Consider the following 17,587-nt stretch of genomic DNA (forward strand, 5'->3'; position numbering starts at 1 on the left):
CTACTGATTTGATAAAAACAGCTGATAAGCAGGGTTTTCAGATTCTTCCCAGTAGTGATAGCCAATATCAGTTAAAAACGCAGGCACTTTTTCGCGGTCATTGCTGGGTACTTGCAGACCAACCACTACCCTGCCATAAGCAGCTCCATGGTTGCGGTAATGGAACATGGAAATATTCCAGCGTTGCCCTAGCTTGTTTAAAAAGTTAAGTAGTGCGCCAGGCCGCTCAGGAAACTCAAATCGATAAACTACTTCGTCTTTTACGGCTTCTGCATGGCCGCCAACCATATGACGAATATGTAGTTTTGCCATTTCATTATCACTTAAATCAACAACAGGGTAGCCTGCATCCTGCAACTGTTGAACGAGCTGCTCTTTGGTATCAGTATCGGGCTTGGTTTGCACGCCAACAAAAATATGTGCCTGTTTATTATCGTAATAGCGATAGTTAAATTCAGTGATATTTCGCTTGCCTAAGGTTTGGCAAAACGTTTTGAAACTACCGGGTTTTTCTGGAATTGTTACTGCAATGATTGCTTCACGGCGCTCTCCTAGTTCTGCACGCTCAGAGATATAGCGTAGCCGATCAAAGTTAACATTGGCACCGCTATCAATAGCTAATAAGGTTTGCCCGTTAATTTGTTTGCGTTCTACATACTTTTTAATGCCTGCAATACCTAGAGCACCAGCAGGTTCCGTGATCGAACGGGTATCATCGTAGATGTCTTTAATTGCGGCACAGATTTCGTCAGCAGTCACCGTAATCACTTCATCAACGTAATGCTTACATACTTCAAATGTTTCCTGCCCGATTTGAGCAACTGCAACACCATCAGCAAAAATACCCACTTGAGGTAAAACAACTCTTTCCCCAGCTTCCAGAGCAGCTTTAAGACAAGCAGACTCTTCATACTCCACCCCAATAATTTGGGTTTCTGGGCGCAAATATTTTACATAAGCAGCAATACCTGCAATTAAACCACCACCACCAACAGGTACAAAGATGGCGTCAATTGGCCCGGAATGCTGGCGGAGGATTTCCATACCAATAGTGCCTTGGCCAGCAATGGTATCGATATCATCATAAGGATGAATATAAACGTAACCATGCTTCTCCACTAACTGCATGGAGTAAGCTAAAGCTTGATCAAATGCATCACCATGAAGAATAACATCTGCCCCCCGAGACTTTACGGCTTTTACTTTAATTTCGGGGGTGGTTTGTGGCATTACAATGACTGCTTTAATACCAAGCCGCTGTGCAGCTAAGGCTAACCCTTGAGCGTGATTACCCGCAGATGCAGCAATAACTCCTCGTTGCTGTTCGGCTTTGGTGAGTTGTACAACTCGGTTATAGGCACCACGAATTTTAAATGAAAATACCGGCTGTAAATCTTCTCGCTTAATTAAAATTGAGTTTCGCAGTCTTTCAGATAAAAAGGTGGCATGATCTAGCGGAGTTTCTACTGCTATATCATAAACAGGGGCTTCGAGAATTTTTTTTACATACGGTTGAAGCATAATAATAACTAAGACACTGATTTAAACTATATGGAATTGAATTTGTATATCCTTCGCGAATGATTTTTAGGGTTTGTTGTCGTCGCTCTTCACCCCAATCATTTATTTTGTATAAACTCATGGGGCTTTATCGCTCGACGGCCGCCCCTAAAAACCATTCACTTTGGCTATATATTATATTGGCGCAAATGGTGCCAAATAATTATAAACTCAGCATTTCACACTGTTTGAGCTAAGAATACAAGAGTAGCCTGGAAATCCTGATTATTTGTAGGATAATGTGCTAACTGATTAATCTCCTCCCAGGAACACACACTCATGAACCAAGATGAATTAAAGCAGGCTGTAGCACAAACTGCCCTTGAGCAGATTGTTGACCAATTGGAAGAAGACAGTATCGTTGGAGTTGGCACTGGCTCAACGGCCAATTACTTTATTGATGCATTGGCTGCTTATAAAGATCGCTTTGATGGTGCTGTAGCTAGCTCCCAAGCAAGTGCAGAGCGTTTAAAAGGGCATGGTATTCCTGTTTATGACCTGAATGTGGTCAGCGAAATCAAGTGGTATATCGACGGGGCGGATGAGGCTAATGAGCACCTGCACTTAATTAAGGGAGGTGGTGCAGCGCTGACTCGTGAAAAAATTGTAGCCGCTGTGGCTGAGCAGTTTATTTGTATTGCAGATGAGTCAAAACTGGTAGGTAAGTTGGGCGCTTTTCCTTTACCGGTTGAGGTAATACCAATGGCTCGCAGTTATGTAGCACGAGAGCTGGTTAAGTTAGGTGGTGACCCTGTTTATCGAGACGGCACTGTCACAGATAATGGCAACATCATCTTGGATGTATGGAACCTAGATATTGGCTCTGCCGTTCAGCTAGAAGAAGCCATTAACCAAATTGTTGGTGTGGTAACTAATGGTCTATTTGCCAGACGTCCTGCTGACATCCTATTACTTGGCACCCAAGAAGGGGTTAAAACCTTAAAAGCGAAATAATATCTAGGGGCACCTCTAATCATTGTTTGCTGTCTCTGGCCTTCTGGTAAATTCGCAATCAAGGGGTTGGTTTGAAGGCATGCTGATGGCCTGCCGAAAATCAGCCCTTAAGTGCTAGGCTCGCTTTGTTGGTCTAGCGCTATTTCAGTAAATAACCAGTTTTTAAACGCCTCTATTTGTTGCTGAAATCGCTGCTCGAAAGAGTGAACCAAAAAATAACCAATACCATTTTCAAGCGACTCATCGAAAGGTTTTACTAGATAACCTAATTCAAGCTCTTCCTGCACCATGGTTAAGTCAACCATCGCAACGCCATGACCTCGTACAGCTGCACTAATAGCTAGTTCCATAGCATCAAACACTAAGCCACTATCGGTATCAATATTATTAACATGGTTGGCGTTTAACCAGTTTTTCCAGTCTGTTTTGTCTCGGGTAGGATGAAGCAGATTAACTGTGCTAAGTCCACTGATATTGCTTATTTCATGCTTTGCTAAAAAAGCAGGTGAACAAACAGGTGCCATGGTTTCTTTAAATAATGGAATAGCATGGTTTGGTACTTCAACGATAGCATCATTCACAATAGCAGCCTGAAACTCATGCTGTACATCATAATGATGTTGCTCCCACATAGTAGTAAGAGATAGCTCGATATTGGGCTGAAGCTGCTGAAACTTAGCCAGCCGGGGCAATAACCATTTAACAGAGAAAGTAGGAGGCACAACTACATTTAATCGATTGCGTGGTTGTAATAAATAGTCTGTTGTACGGCAAATAGCGTCAAAGGATTCAGAAAGTGTTTGAAATAAGTCGTGACCAGAAGGCGTTAATTGCAATCCCCTGGAAGTACGTTTAAATAGTTGGCAGTTGAAGAAGTCTTCCAGGGTTTTTACTTGGCGACTGATAGCGCCTTGGGTAACAAATAACTCAGTGGCTGCTTCAGTAAAGCTGCCATGACGCGCTGCGGCCTCGAAGGCACGCAAGGCTTTTAGGGGTGGTAAGTTTTTTCTTCGCCAAGACATGTGTTTTTGTCATACCTACCATGAATTAATATCGTTTGATAGTTAATAAGAGATAGTAATAAATTAATAAGCGTCCGTTGACGTTTGCTTGATCATAACCCGAGCCTAAATATTTCGCCAGATGTCAAAATATCTGGGTATTTGGGCTGATTGCGCCCTTTAAGTGGTTGTGTCCTTCAAGCGAGGGTCAGTGGTCCTAATCAGCACAGATACCAGCGCTCCGACTTAGCCAGGTACCCACACAACCGTTGGCCCAAACCTCTTGTAGTGTGCCTGGTCGCTGAAACCTATCCAGGTAGGTTGAAACTCTAGGTAGAGAATGTGCTGATGCCCTTATTAACTCCCATTAGGGTCTACCCTTTATATGCCTACTGTCCCCAGTAGGCTACTTTTATATTGCCTTTCTTATATGAAGTGTTGTTAAGAAATATGAAACAGTTGTCGGTTTTTTCAAAGCAAGCAAAGGCGCTTTCTACTTTAGCTTGGCCCATTATTTTGTCTCAAGTGGCCTTAGTTGCATTAGGCTTAACCGACACCATTATGATGGGAATCCTAGGTAAAGAGGCTTTGGCTGGTGGCGGTCTAGGGGTAACTATAACCGGCTTATTGTTAACCTTGGCATTGGGGGTGTTGGGTGCAACCTCAAATTTGATTGCACCTTGTGCACATAAAACACCTGATGGAACAGTTAAACAATACAGTTATGCCAGCTTAATCGTAGCCACCGGTTTTGGAGTATTGATTTTATTGGTTCTGTTTTGGGCTAGAGAACTTATAAATTTAACTGGGCAAAGTGAAGTCACTACTGAACTTGCAGATCAATACTTGCAGGGTTTTTTCTGGGGAGTGTTGCCTGGGCTATGGTTTCAAGCGCTAAGGTTTACGGTAATGCCATTAGGCCATACCAGAGTAGTCACAATAATTGCCTGGATTGATGTATTACTGAATATACCGATTAACTACCTATTAATTACGGGCAGCTTTGGTTTTCCTAATTTAGGTATTAAGGGTATCGGGGTGGCAACAAGTGTTGTGCATATAACGAGCTTTATTTTACTAGTTGCTTACATACTTTACCATCCTAAGTTAGCTGAACAACGTAATGCCTTTATTGGAAAACTCCGCCTTGGTTTTTATTGTAAAGAGACATTGAAGTTAGGTATTCCACAAGGTATTACTTACCTTGCCGAAGTGGGATTATTTTCAACGACAGCATTTATGATGGGATTATTTGGCAATGACACATTGGCGGCTCATCAAATAACCATACAAACTATTACTGTGCCTTTTATGGTTGCAATGGGTATTGCCCAAGCAACGGGCATAAAAGTAGGCCATGAACTAGGGCACAATAACATTCAAGCTTGTCGTCAATATGGTTGGTTGGGGTTAGGTATGGGAGCTTGTTTGATGTTAGTTGCTGCATTGGCTTTCTGGTTATTTCCGGAGGTAATTGTTGGCTTGTATTTGGATAAAAATAATCCAGAAAATCAGCAGGTATTTCTTATCGCAAGTCAGTTATTGATTATTGCTGCTTACTTTGAGATTTTTGATGGATCACAGACTATTGCCAGCTCGGCATTAAGGGGGCTAAAAGAAGCAAAGCGCCCAATGCTGCTAGCAATTAGTAGTTATTGGCTGGTAGGCTTGCCTGTTGCATTATTGCTTGGTTTTTACTGGCAGTGGCAGGGGACTGGTGTTTGGTGGGGGTTGGCAGCAGGGTTGGCTGCAGCAGCGATTAGCTTGATTTGGCTATTTGAAAAAGCGACACGGGTTGGTCACACGGACTCTGGAGAGCTAATCACTAATAGCAGAATTGAAAAATATGTTTAAACCATAATGTCGGTTGTTTATGAGAGGTGCCTGTCCTAAAGGTTATCATTAGATAACCTTTAGGGTTTTGTTACTTGATGGCTTCACCTAAAAGCCATTCGTATTGGCTATATATTAATTAGAGCTTGGTAAGCTATTATTTTGTGAAAAATTACGTAAGCCTTTAATTGCAATAGCGATCCAGAAAATTTCAATGATAAATGAACCTAGGTTAAAATGAACGCATAATGAAATAAGAAGCATGATGCCACCGTATAAATTGATAGCATTAAATGTAAAGTCACCTTTATCCCACCAGTCTGAAATCAACCCATAGTAAGCAGTAACAACTGCAATCATACCCGTTAAGCCAATAATATGAAAATATAAACCTAATTGGTCTACCGGGTTATTTATTATTGAGTAAGGTATAAGAATGTGCTCGGTAATGGCTCCTGCTATCGCTCCAACTATCAAGGTTAAAATGGTAGCGCTTATTGTCCATAAATAAATTCTGTTTGCTGGCATTATTTTTCTCGAAAATTTTTTGAACTCAGATTTTTGTAAAAGTAAAAATACTGTTTCTTATTGATGAAAGCAATATGTTGGTTTGTGTGTTTGAAATTTTTAATTTTTCAATACCATTTTATAAGCAATTTTATGGGGGGTATAAGTTTGTTTGAATGCCCTTCAGTACAGAAATGAAACCATGGTTATATATCACTTTTACTGGATGTTGCGGCTTGTTTTATTATAAAACTGCATGATAACTGAACAGTAGATAACAATAGTTTAACGCTAGAGATGTACGCATAAATATCTGACTTTACACTATATTTCATGTTTTGGGTCTGGTTTCAATACCCAGGCTATAATTATGTCATTTAGACTATCAGTTAGGTTGGGACATGAATAATATTCCAGAAAATGTTAAGGAGATCTTGAAGCAGCAGGGTATTACAGTTAAAGCTGGTGAGTATAAAGAGCTGAATGATAATAACCAGAACTTATCTAATATTATCTATTGTACTTTGTTAGAAGATGATAAAGGAAGAGTGATGGTAATTTGTCCACGAACTCATATCATCGACTTAAACTTCTTTAACTCACAATTCAACCGCAAACTTACCGCAATTGAGGGGGAGAAACTAAGTAAGCTATTAGAGAATAACCAGCTAGAAACCTTGCCCGCAATTCCTCAATTATTTGACTTTCCAGTCATCATTGATAGCCAATTATTTAAATCTGATGAACCATTATGGCTTGATAGTGGTAAAAAAGAACGGCTAATAAGTATAACAAATGATGATTATAAAAAACTGTCAAGTCACTATACTCAATCGCAATTCAGTGTACAAGTGGCTGAAACGGCTGAAAGCCCTGAAACGTGGCAGCAAGATATTTTTGAAATCACTCAGGCTGTGAATACTCACACTCAGTTAGCCATGAGGGCTCAGCTAGAAGAAACAGTTGATCTACCACCATTGCCTCAAACGGCACAAAAAATACTGAAACTGAGTTCAGACCCTAATGCTGATGTTAATCAATTAGTTAAAATTGTTGAGTCAGACCCAAGTTTGGCTGCTCAAGTTATTAGTTGGGCGGCATCTCCTTATTATGGTGTAAGAGGAGAAATAAAAAATGTAAAAGATGCTATTACCCGGGTGCTTGGTTTTGATTTTATTATGAGCATTGCTGTAGCAATGTGTTTAAATAAAACCATTGAATTGCCGCAAGATCAGCCAAGAGGTTACACTCCATTTTGGCAGCAAGCCTCTTACGCAGCAGTGACAGCTGAGCAAATGGTGCGTAAAATGACAGGAGCCAATAAGTTAGATAAAGGTTTGGCTTATTTAAGCGGGCTAATGCATAATTTTGGCTATTTAGTTATGGCTTATGTGTTTCCAGATCATTTTTCAAATATATGTCGTTATATGGAAGTGAATCAACACATTAATCATATAGAAATAGAACGCTATTTAATTGGTGTAACTCGTGATCAGGTTTGCTGCTGGTTAATGCATTATTGGGATATGCCAGAAGAGCTGGTAGTCGCTATAAGATTCCAACACTCCCCAAATTATAATGGTGAATATTCACAGTATGCTTTATTACTTTATATGGTACAAAGGCTGCTGAAAAAGCAGGGGATAGGTGATGCACCTTATGAGCAAATTCCTGATGAGTTATATCAACGTTTGAATCTTGCACCCGAGCAGGTGGCTGAGGTGATCAGTAATGTAGTGGAAAATCACGATAATGTTGAAATGTTAGGAAATAGCTTGGCAGCGTAAGTGTACAATATTTGTAACTAACTTAATTTGTCTTCCATATCAACAGGGTCGGCCTCTAGTCGGCCCTTTCACTTTTAATAAAGATCTTTTCTAGAGGCTTCATTTTATATAATCTATATAGACTAATAGAAATATTCACGAAAATTATGAGTGAAATTCTTAAGCTTATATAGACTTAAGAAAGTGGTGTGTGATGTTGATAACGGGATAAATGTATTAAAGATGCCCTAAAGAGTAAATTACACTGAATGTAATAATTTTTGCACATTTATAACTTTGCTTAAGGGAGTTAAGCGATGTTAATTATTCAAAAATGTTTTTTAAAGTTAACAGGGTTTTTATTATTGTTTGTGGTTTCTATTACGAGCTATGGAATGTTGCCTAATGCTTCATTTGAAGAAGGAGATCTTGGAGGAAGACCCGATGACTGGAAATGGTTTGGAAGTGACGCGAGTTTTTTGCCACAAATAGTGAATGATGCTTATCATGGTGAACAAGCAGTTAGAATTCCTGTTAGAGATAAAGAGTGGGGAGATGCTGTTTCTGGTATTAAGCCAAGTAATCATCTAGCAGCAGGAAATCAGAAGTTTTATAAATTTGGCTTCTACTATAAAAGTAGAGACTTAAAATCTGTTCGTATCAGAATGAGAATGTACGATGCCTCTGATACAAATATAGGTTATGTTGACTCCTTATTTGGTGTTGAAGATACGGATGCATGGACATATGGAGAGCTACATGTAAAAGCAACAAAACCTGCAGTAGCTTATATTAGTCCGCAATTCAGCGGGGTTGGTATTCGTGGTTGGGAGCGTTTGTATCTTTATCATGATTATGACTACTCAAAAAATGTAGTAAGAAATAACGATGTGCATGATATTAGCGAATTTACTAATCATGGTAGTTTTATTGGTAATGCGGCACTAGATGAAGGAAAATATGGAATTGGTTTAAACCTGGATGGCAAGGGCGATGCAGTGGTTATTCCACATGATGACTCCTTGAATTTAAAAGATGAGTTTACTATTGCAGTCTGGATAGCGCCGAGAAATTCTTCGGATCAAGTACGTCGAACAATTATTGGAAAAAAAGGGAGTTTTGAACTGTATCTTGTAGATAATAAAATTATTTTTAGAGGATATGGATTAAATATTCAAACACATGAAGCAAAATTCTTATCCCATACCAACAATTGGAATCATGTCGCTGTAAGCTATCGAAGCTATGATCTAAAGATTTATATCAATGGTAAAGAGCAGTATAAAAATGATGAAGTATTTGGTGACTTACAGCTCTCTTATAATGACCTATATACTGGTAGTTATGATAAGACACTTATCAATACCTTTGATGGCAGGATAGATGAACTTCGAATTTATAAAGAAGGGCTCACTGCTTTACAGATAGTGCAGGATATGAACAAGAATGACCCTTTACCTATGCTTTGGTTAGATAATTTATCAATGCAAGAGATTGGCAGTAACAATGGTATTGGTGAAGTTAGGAATAGGGTTTATCCGCAGATTTTTCCTGTTCCAAAACAAGTCAGTTGGAGTAGCCCCGGTAAGTTTGGAAAATTTACTATAAACAGTAAGACAGTTATATATGTCCCTGATTTAAAAAGTATTGAAAGTGCTATGACATTTAGAGCTGAAATAAAACGTTATTTCGGATTTAACCTTTCAATACGACCTTGGACAGCTAACGAACGTCCATATAACTCTATTTTAGTTGGTACAATTGCTGCTAAAAATATATCAACAATATTAGCTGATGAAGGTTTACTTGGATACTTCCACAGTATGTCAAATACAGGACAGGGCTATGTATTAAAGGTAGATTCAAAAGGCATTATTCTAGCTGGGCAAGATTATGCAGGTAGCTACCTCTCTAGTGTCTCGCTATTACAAATTTTAAAATTTAACTATGCTAAGAAAACTGAGCCAGTTTCCCCTTTTGGCTTGATAGTTGATTATCCTGATACAAGTAATAGAGGGTTTCATTACACAATGTATAAGGATAAATTGAAAATGGATATGAAAACCTGGGAGGAACTAGTCCGTAGAACTTTGAGTCAATTTAAAGTAAATGAACTCCAACTATATTTGGGTAATTTAGCTATTGGAGACGGACGTTACTATTATATTTGGGATAGATTTTTAACCCCTGAGGAAATGCAAAAACTAATTCATTTTACTAAGCAACACTATTTTGAAAAGGTTGTACCCATAGTCTACGGTGGTGCACTGTTTAGAAAAAAACACCCAGAATGGGCATGGGTCGAAAAAAATGGAAAAATATATTCACACTTCTTTGATACAACTAACCCAGGTTATCAAACACTGACAGATACTTATTATAAAGACATATTATCAGCATTCCCTTCAGAAAAAACATTTAATATTGCCCATGATGAGTCATTGGGTGATTACTGGGTAAATGGTGCTCCATTTGAAGAGCAAGATTTTATTACTCAGGGCCCAGGTAGATTCATGGAGCCAAGAGTGGTGTGGTCTGACAGTATTATTCGTCAATGTAAATATCTAAGTGAATTAGGTATGCAGGAAGTAAGATTCTGGGCCGATGGGCTTACACCCGACAGAAATGGAGGGCCTCCTTTCCATGCTGATGCTCAACTATCGACTCTTGCAAAGAATTGCGCGAATATAGTGCCTATGTATTGGATTAGTAGAAGTAAGCACTACGAACGAGGTTTTATCAAAAAACTCAAGAAGGGTGGATTTGATACAGTTATTTACTCAAGTAATAAAGCTGATACATCACCTTATGATTTGCCTACAATGACTGAAACAGAGACTATGTATTCTAATAAATGGTCATCACCTTATCCTTGGTGTTCTGTAATGAACAGTACTGCACAAGGAAAAGTATCAGAAGGATATGCTGACTATTGGTCATTTTCAAAAATAGTGCATGAAGCTAATTTGTTCTGGAATACAAATCAAAAGAATCTACCACATTTTTGGGAGTTTACTAGTAAGTATGGTGTTGATATTTCTAGAATTACTTCCGTTAACCCAAATATATATGGAGGTGATAGTTACAAAGTATTTCCCATTGAAAATTATAATGCAGATTTGATTGGTGAAACTAATGATTGGAGCTTAGCTAGCCCAGGATTTGACTTTTCACAGGTGGTAATGAAAGGAAGTGAACCTGCTGAATCCTTTGCCTCAGTAGTGCAAACACTACCAGAGGACTCTCCAAACTCATTGGTTCTGTCTGCTAAAGGAACTAAATCCACTACACAAGCTATTAACGGGTCAGTTTCATCAATTTCACTGGTTATCAGTAGTGCTTGGGAAGGCCCTGACCAGTCATTATCAATGACCACCTATATGCAAAGAATCCAACAAATGTATCGAAATTACTATACAACAGATGATGGTAGGGATGGTGGAAAGATTGCATATTTAACTCTTAATTATACAGATGGAACCACTTATGAAGAGCCTGTTCGGTTTGGTAATGATGTTTATCTACATCAGACCAATGATATGACCAGAATTGCTTACGGTGCACGAGATATATTGCATGTACCAGCTGGTCCGATGCAGTCGAATGCGGCCTATATCTGGGAAGTTGTTAATCCAAACCCTTGTAAAAAAGTAGAGTCAGTTACCTTATGGCTGAATGATGGAAGGTATGAACCGGAAATAGACACAGGTAGTTATTATCGGCCAGGAAACATCACAACCGAGCTTAAGTTAGCATTATTTAGTATAGCTGGTAGGAGTGTGAAAAATACTTGCATGGTGGGTAATAAATACTCAAATAATAATTTAAAATAGACAGTAGGTGGATTGATAACTTTGGTACACAATATTCATAATAACTGGCAAGAGATATTGTTGGGAGATGTTAAAGGCTGGAGTATAGCTGAATCGGTGCTTATTTTTACACCTAAAAATGATTCATGATGGGTATAGTTTGACTATACTCCAGACTCCAGCTGTTGAATCTAAATTGTCAATTTATCCAATATAAAATAAATAGAGCCTCCAAAAATCGATGGAGGCACTTAATCAAGGTATTATATTTTACTGTACTTTCAGCTCTAACATTTCAGCAGTACCAAATGTTTGGTAAATGTCTTTAGTTAATGCAGCCAATTGCTGGTTGTAGGCTTCAATCGGCTCTCCCATTCCTATCTTATCAACCACAGCTCGAAATGGTCGTGAACCAGGTGTTGTAGCAATCACCTTAGCCACAGCATCTGCAACTATCTGAGGGTTTGGTGCTGACAAAATTCATCAGATAAAAGCTGTTATTGATTGTGCGAAGAAGTATTTACCTCCATTCATTTGTTAAAGCACTTGCTACTGCAATCAAGTTACTTATTAGCCGCCTATAATATAGAGGTAAGATTAGGTGGATAATGTTTTATGCAATATAAACTCTTGTTGATATTTTGGATACTTATATCACCCGTAGTACTCGGTGAAGAAAGAATTCGCATTGCTAGCGGAGAGTGGCCGCCATTTTTATCTCAGCACTATAATGAATATGGTGCAGGATCGCATATAGTGACTGAAGCGTTTGCGTTAGAAGGAATTAAGGTTGTCTATATATTTTACCCTTGGAAGCGGTCTATGGAAACGGCTAAGGATGGTAAGATTGATGCTACTTTGTTGTGGTCAAAAAATAAAGATAGAGCCAAGTACTTTTTATTTAGTGACCCTGTTTTAACATTACGCCATGTGTTTTTTCATCGAAAGGATCTCAAGTTTAACTGGGAAACTATAGAAGATTTGAAGCAATACAAAATAGGAGTGACTCGTGGTTATTTTTATGGCGAGCAAATACAAGAAGCTGCTGACAGTAGTTTAATAGATGTGGAGATAGGAAATACAGATATAATTAATTTTAAAAAACTAATTTCAAATCGAATACAATTATTTATTATTGAGCCTGAAGTAGGCTATGAGCTATTAGCAAAAAACTTCTCTAGAAGTGATCAAAAAATATTAACTAATCACCATAGAGCAATTCAAGAGCGGCAGTGGTATCTATTAATATCTAATAAAGTGCCTAGAGCAAAAGAGTGGTTAGAAAGATTTAATAAGGGATTAGCTAAGCTAAAGAGTCAAGGAATAATCGATAAAATTATGGAAGATGTCATAATGGGTCGGTATTCTGAAAAGTTACCGACTATATCTTCAGACCAGAGTAAGCCATTTATCGTAGTGGGTGATAGCCTTCATCCTCCTTTTTCTTATTTGGATAATGGTGTTCCTAAAGGGATTTATACGGAAATCATTAAGCAAGCATTTAAAAGAATAGGGCGTGAAGACATTACAATCGAGCTAATGCCCTGGAAACGGGCGTTACATATGGTTAAATCAGGTAAAGCTGAAGGTATTTTTCCGCCCCATTATTTTCCAGCTAAGCGGCCATTTTTGGGATATTACTCTATTCCCATTATGCAGGAAATATCAACGGTATTTTGTAATATCAAAAACTTAATGAAAATAGGAATTAACTTTAAACAACTGAAGGCTTGGCCTGATGATTTAAAACATGCCAGATTTGTATTGAGTTTGGGTGTACTTATGGGAGGAAATAAATTTTGGCAAGGTGTTAATAACAATGAAATTAATGCAACCAAGGTTTCTGGGCCTGAAAATGCTATTCGTAAGCTTGCTCCTGGCAGGTTAGACTGCCATATCAATGATCGTGTAACAATACAGTGGTATTTGAAAGCACTAAAAAACAAATATCCTAGTATAGAAATTGAAGATATTATGGAAATTTTTAAAATTGAAGAAGAGGCTGGTTACCTTGCTCTTTCTGCAGACTTTTCAAACAAGGATGCAACATCCTTTCTTGAAAAATTTAATTCTGAAATACAAAGTATGAAAGAAGAGGGGGTAATACAGCAAATTATTGATAGGAATATATCTAATGCTAAACTGCCACGTTCGAATTTTTAATAAAAAGAGCAGCCTATATCAATAAGGTGTAAATAAGCCACTCTTGTTTCGGTGTTATTTGTTTGAGTTTCGTATTTTTTCCAAGGTAGCTTTGCCCACACGAGGTAAGGCAAGTAATACATCATCAGGTGCGTTGCAAATAGCCTGCTTACTAGTGTAACCCTGTTTAAATAGCAGCACTGCGAGTTTAGTACTGATACCTTTAATACTTTTTACTTCTTGCTCAATGCTCTTGGCAATTTTCCAATCTTCGTCGTTTCCAAAATGGCTGGTTACGAATGGCTGCCAGCTTTCTTGTTCTTCAACTTTAGTTAGCTCAGCGACTTTTTGTTCGGACGTTAATTGTTTGTTTTCAAGAGTATCTAATAGCTGTTGTAGAAAAGCTAGGTATGCTGGTTTGTCTTCAACAGCTATGTCTGTTTGATAAGGCAGTTCAGCAGAAGGATTAACCCACTCACCATGCTTATCAAGCATGTTTTTGGTGCGTTTGGGTAGCTTTTTATATTCACTACTTTTTTCGGCGATTTGTGCTTGTTTGAGGCAAGCCAGTGGTGTTTTTAATGAGAGTTTGGGGAGATAGATTAATGTATCTACACCACTGCCATTTTCAGAATCTTGCTGAGTAGAGTTTGCAGCCTTTTCAGCTACTTCAGGGGCTTGCTCAGATATGTTACTAGCAGTTGCAGTCATGCTAGAGTGAATAGTTGTTTCAAAAACTTCTTCAGCAGTATTATCAGTGACTTCATCTATTTCTTGCTCATCAACCGTTGACTCATCAGTAACTGAATTATTTACTAATGGCTCAGTTACTGCTGGCGTAGTTACTGTACTTCTGTTGGTAGCTATGCCTACTGGATAAGCTTTTTCAATAGTATCAGCTGTTTCAAAGGGGCTAGCAGTTTCTGGTTGTTGTTGAGTATTATCTGTGTCGACTGGCTGCTTTTCAGTCTCTGTGAATGTTTGCTCTTCAATACTTTCTGCTTCAGCAACAGCATTTACTGTTTCATCAATAGCTTTATCTTGATTAGGCTGTTTTATTTCAGCTTGTTCTATATTATCAGGTGCAGTGTTGTCTTTATTGGAAAAAACCTGCATAGTTGTTTTTATGTTATTCAGCTGAGCTGTCAAACACTCTGACTTGTTGCTTTCTAATGCTTGTTCCTGCTCTAATTCAGATAGCTTTTCAATTAATGCTTCACACTGTTCCACTTCGGTTGGGTGAATAGAGCTTAAGCCTGTATGTTGCCAGTCTGTAAAAGTTTGTTCTATTTCTTCAATAATTTTTTCAACACTATTATCTAAACTATCTACATTAGTTGTATTGATTTTAGCTACAGTATTAACACTTATATTTTTTGTGGTATGGCTGCTTGTTTTCCTGAAAAAATAGAGCAATTTCTTAAACATTAGGCCTCCGCTACACCATGAGGTGAATTAATATCCAGTATAAAAGGATATATTTGGAAATTAATCAGTGAATATTTGATCTCAACTAATATACTGTTTTGGTTGTAAATAAAATAGACAATTGTAGAGGTTTGTTAATCACTTAACAATACGTACTCAAAGCGTGGCTTTGTGTATTGTTTGAAATGAATCACAGGGAACGGGAGTTAACAAATTAAAAAATAGGAGAGATTAAATAATTACGGTATGTAAATAAGGTTTCGTACAACACTACCACATTATTATGACTTTAAATCCCCTCTACCCCCTCTTTTTCAAAGGGGGAAACAGTTTTTACGAGCGATAGGGGTACAATTTAACGGAATGAGGAGATGTATGGTGCTGTTCTGCGTAACACTAACGCATTGTTGCTAACTCCACTTTCACCCATTGTAGTGCTTTCTTCATAATTTACCCATGGGGTTGACCAATAAGGAATTCGGGTTAACCCTGAAACATCACAGTTATAAGCCATAACAGTACGCCAAGTGTCAGGTACAGAATTACAGTAGCCATGCCCATAAGTAAAAGGGTCTAATGACTCGTCTTGGGTAATAATATGCCTGGCCCCTTGTAAATGACCTATTTCATGAGCAAAGGAATAATAACCTGTCGCGCAACTATCTTTTACTAAAGCAAAGGCTGTGGAAGGGTCTGCCATAATAGTATGTGCTACACCGCAGGCCATTCCTGTGCCAGTTAGTAGGATTGTAATATCTGCTTTGAAGCGATCACGAAGTTGGTGAAGGTCATCCATGTGGCCATCTTCTTTGCCCTTCAAGTTTTCAACATCCGTGTAAATATCAAAGTATGATTCGGTGTAACCAGTTTTTACGGTATGTACTAAAGTCAGATCAATAGGAATGTTGCTGTTTTGGTAAGACTGATTGGTTTCTTCAACAGCTTTTTGAATTAAGCCATTAACCCCTTCAATACCATCATTATCATCGATAGCTCGTTGGGTATAGGCAACCATCACCGTTAACTCATGGCGTTTATTTCGTTCCAGCCGACTCATATCAAGTTTTGGAAACTTGACCATACTTGGTGTTTCGATGTGTACATCTCGAATAGACTCTTGCTGCTGTTTAGGCATTGTTAATAAGCTGTAACTACCGTCGCGTAAATGCTTAATTCTGTATAACTGGCCCTGATGGTGTAAGTCTCCCAAAATGTAATGAGGTGTTTTAATAAGAGATAAATAGCTGGAACCATTACTTTTATCACTAGTGGCTGTTATATATTGGCCATTCTGAGTTTGTTTGGATTCAGTGATAGTAAGGGTTATTTTCTTATGTGGAAGGGGGAGTACAATTTTTTGTTGTTTTTGCAAGTTAGTTAGAGAGGAAGTGTTAATGTTGATTAGCTGGGCTGTCTGTGCTTGTTGTTGCTCAACCAGTTTTTGTTGTGCATCAAATAATTCTGAGTAATCGCCATTAATTTGATAAACAGGAGGAAAACTGTAAAGTTGGTTATTTGCTGCATATGTCATCCCACTCAGACAAACAGATGACATTAGCACTATTGCTTTAAAATCCATTTTCATTGATATATTTCCTTTATTTTTCTTATTAATAATTTTCGTGAACTCAATATGACAGCATATTAAATGTAGCTTTGGTAAAACGCAATTAAAGTAACTGCTAAATTATATGCTTCATATTGGCTATTTATAGTTTTTTTGGCTTGTTGGTCAGATAACGCTTGTTGAAAATTGTGCATAGTCCTGCAATTGTAAAGTTAGCTGATCTCCTGAAGCCAATTTACCAACACCTTTAGGTGTGCCCGTTAATATTACATCACCCGGTAATAAAGTGAAAAATTGACTGGCATAGCTGATTAAATTAGCAACTGAAGTAAGCATTAGCTTGGTGTGACCTTGTTGCACAGGCAGACCATTAATTTTCAGCTCAAAGTGTAAATTATCAAGCGGCATACTGGCATGGTATGGAATAAAAGGAGAGAGTGGGCAACTGCCGTCGAATGCTTTGGCTTTTTCCCAGGGGTGTCCTTTTTCTTTTAGCTGGCTTTGCAAGTCGCGCAGAGTTAAATCCAAAGCTAGACCTAGACCACCAACTGCATTGACAGCTGCTTCTGGAGAAGCGGATTTTACGGGGTGCTGAATTAATATGGCTAGCTCAGTTTCGTAGTGAACTTCACCCAAATTGTCGGGTAGTTGAAGTGGTTGTTCGAGGGGAACAATGGCTGTAGTAGGTTTGATAAACAATAGCGGAGTATCTGGAATGGGGTTATCAAGCTCTGCTGCGTGGGCGGCATAGTTTCGACCAATACAAACAACCTTATTGCATGATAAGTTGATAGGGCTTCCATCAATCCATTTATGATGGTATTGCTGCATTTGATGACTCCTAGTATTCACTTTATAGCCAGAACGTTGGCTATATTATTTACTTCTTAAGCATTTGTTTTAGCTATATGAGCATAACTGAAGTTTTACCTATAAATTAAGCTATTTTTGTATATACACAAAAATAAACTGTATATACATTAATAGTAATGTCTTAGGTGCTCAGAATAACAGTTA

General features: G+C 38.2%; 12 protein-coding genes. 5 read left to right on the plus strand and 7 right to left on the minus strand.

Features of this window, described 5'->3' with window-relative positions; all coding sequences use genetic code 11:
* Entirely contained in the window at positions 1-1,521 is a 1,521-nt protein-coding gene (ilvA, locus tag OQE68_RS13130) for a threonine ammonia-lyase, biosynthetic (RefSeq protein ID WP_180568151.1), read from the minus strand.
* 318 nt (positions 1,522-1,839) lie between these two features.
* Here ilvA and rpiA point away from each other — a divergent pair, with 318 nt between their 5' ends.
* Positions 1,840-2,514: a ribose-5-phosphate isomerase RpiA gene (gene rpiA / locus OQE68_RS13135; protein WP_180568150.1), complete on the plus strand. Its 675-nt coding sequence runs from the start codon at positions 1,840-1,842 to the stop codon at positions 2,512-2,514.
* Between the two features lie 107 nt (positions 2,515-2,621).
* On the opposite strand, the gene OQE68_RS13140 is transcribed toward rpiA, so the two are convergent.
* Positions 2,622-3,536 (minus strand): LysR substrate-binding domain-containing protein, encoded by a 915-nt coding sequence (locus OQE68_RS13140; RefSeq protein ID WP_180568149.1) that lies wholly within the window; start codon positions 3,534-3,536, stop codon positions 2,622-2,624.
* Between the two features lie 429 nt (positions 3,537-3,965).
* Between OQE68_RS13140 and OQE68_RS13145 the strand changes: the two genes are divergently transcribed.
* A complete protein-coding gene (locus tag OQE68_RS13145; RefSeq protein ID WP_180568148.1) occupies positions 3,966-5,369 on the plus strand; it encodes an MATE family efflux transporter in 1,404 nt (467 codons plus the stop codon).
* Positions 5,370-5,483: 114 nt separating this feature from the next.
* On the opposite strand, the gene OQE68_RS13150 is transcribed toward OQE68_RS13145, so the two are convergent.
* Positions 5,484-5,876 carry a CBU_0592 family membrane protein gene (locus OQE68_RS13150; protein WP_219339993.1) on the minus strand — a complete coding sequence of 131 codons (393 nt, stop codon included), beginning with the start codon at positions 5,874-5,876 and terminating at the stop codon, positions 5,484-5,486.
* Between the two features lie 380 nt (positions 5,877-6,256).
* Between OQE68_RS13150 and OQE68_RS13155 the strand changes: the two genes are divergently transcribed.
* Both OQE68_RS13155 and OQE68_RS13160 read left to right on the plus strand, forming a co-directional pair.
* On the plus strand, positions 6,257-7,642 hold the full coding sequence (locus OQE68_RS13155; RefSeq protein ID WP_180568147.1) for an aminoacyl-tRNA deacylase and HDOD domain-containing protein: 1,386 nt from the start codon (positions 6,257-6,259) through the stop codon (positions 7,640-7,642).
* A 296-nt stretch (positions 7,643-7,938) separates the two neighbouring features.
* Entirely contained in the window at positions 7,939-11,454 is a 3,516-nt protein-coding gene (locus tag OQE68_RS13160) for a LamG-like jellyroll fold domain-containing protein (RefSeq protein ID WP_180568146.1), read from the plus strand.
* A gap of 249 nt (positions 11,455-11,703) precedes the next feature.
* Here OQE68_RS13160 and OQE68_RS13165 read toward each other — a convergent pair whose 3' ends face one another.
* Positions 11,704-11,910 (minus strand): hypothetical protein, encoded by a 207-nt coding sequence (locus OQE68_RS13165; RefSeq protein ID WP_180568145.1) that lies wholly within the window; start codon positions 11,908-11,910, stop codon positions 11,704-11,706.
* Between the two features lie 138 nt (positions 11,911-12,048).
* Between OQE68_RS13165 and OQE68_RS13170 the strand changes: the two genes are divergently transcribed.
* Complete coding sequence (locus OQE68_RS13170; RefSeq protein ID WP_180568144.1) at positions 12,049-13,596, plus strand: substrate-binding periplasmic protein; 1,548 nt, start codon at positions 12,049-12,051, stop codon at positions 13,594-13,596.
* Positions 13,597-13,650: 54 nt separating this feature from the next.
* On the opposite strand, the gene OQE68_RS13175 is transcribed toward OQE68_RS13170, so the two are convergent.
* From OQE68_RS13175 to OQE68_RS13185, 3 genes are all read right to left on the minus strand, one after another.
* The gene (locus tag OQE68_RS13175) at positions 13,651-15,003 is read right to left on the minus strand and encodes a helix-hairpin-helix domain-containing protein (RefSeq protein WP_180568143.1); all 1,353 of its coding nucleotides are present in this window, start codon (positions 15,001-15,003) and stop codon (positions 13,651-13,653) included.
* 355 nt (positions 15,004-15,358) lie between these two features.
* Positions 15,359-16,588, minus strand: a complete 1,230-nt coding sequence (locus tag OQE68_RS13180) for a M12 family metallo-peptidase (RefSeq protein ID WP_180568142.1) — start codon at positions 16,586-16,588, stop codon at positions 15,359-15,361.
* A gap of 147 nt (positions 16,589-16,735) precedes the next feature.
* Complete coding sequence (locus OQE68_RS13185; RefSeq protein ID WP_180568141.1) at positions 16,736-17,401, minus strand: fumarylacetoacetate hydrolase family protein; 666 nt, start codon at positions 17,399-17,401, stop codon at positions 16,736-16,738.
* Positions 17,402-17,587: the final 186 nt, after the last annotated feature.

This window comes from Spartinivicinus marinus, from assembly GCF_026309355.1.
Taxonomy (GTDB): domain Bacteria; phylum Pseudomonadota; class Gammaproteobacteria; order Pseudomonadales; family Zooshikellaceae; genus Spartinivicinus; species Spartinivicinus marinus.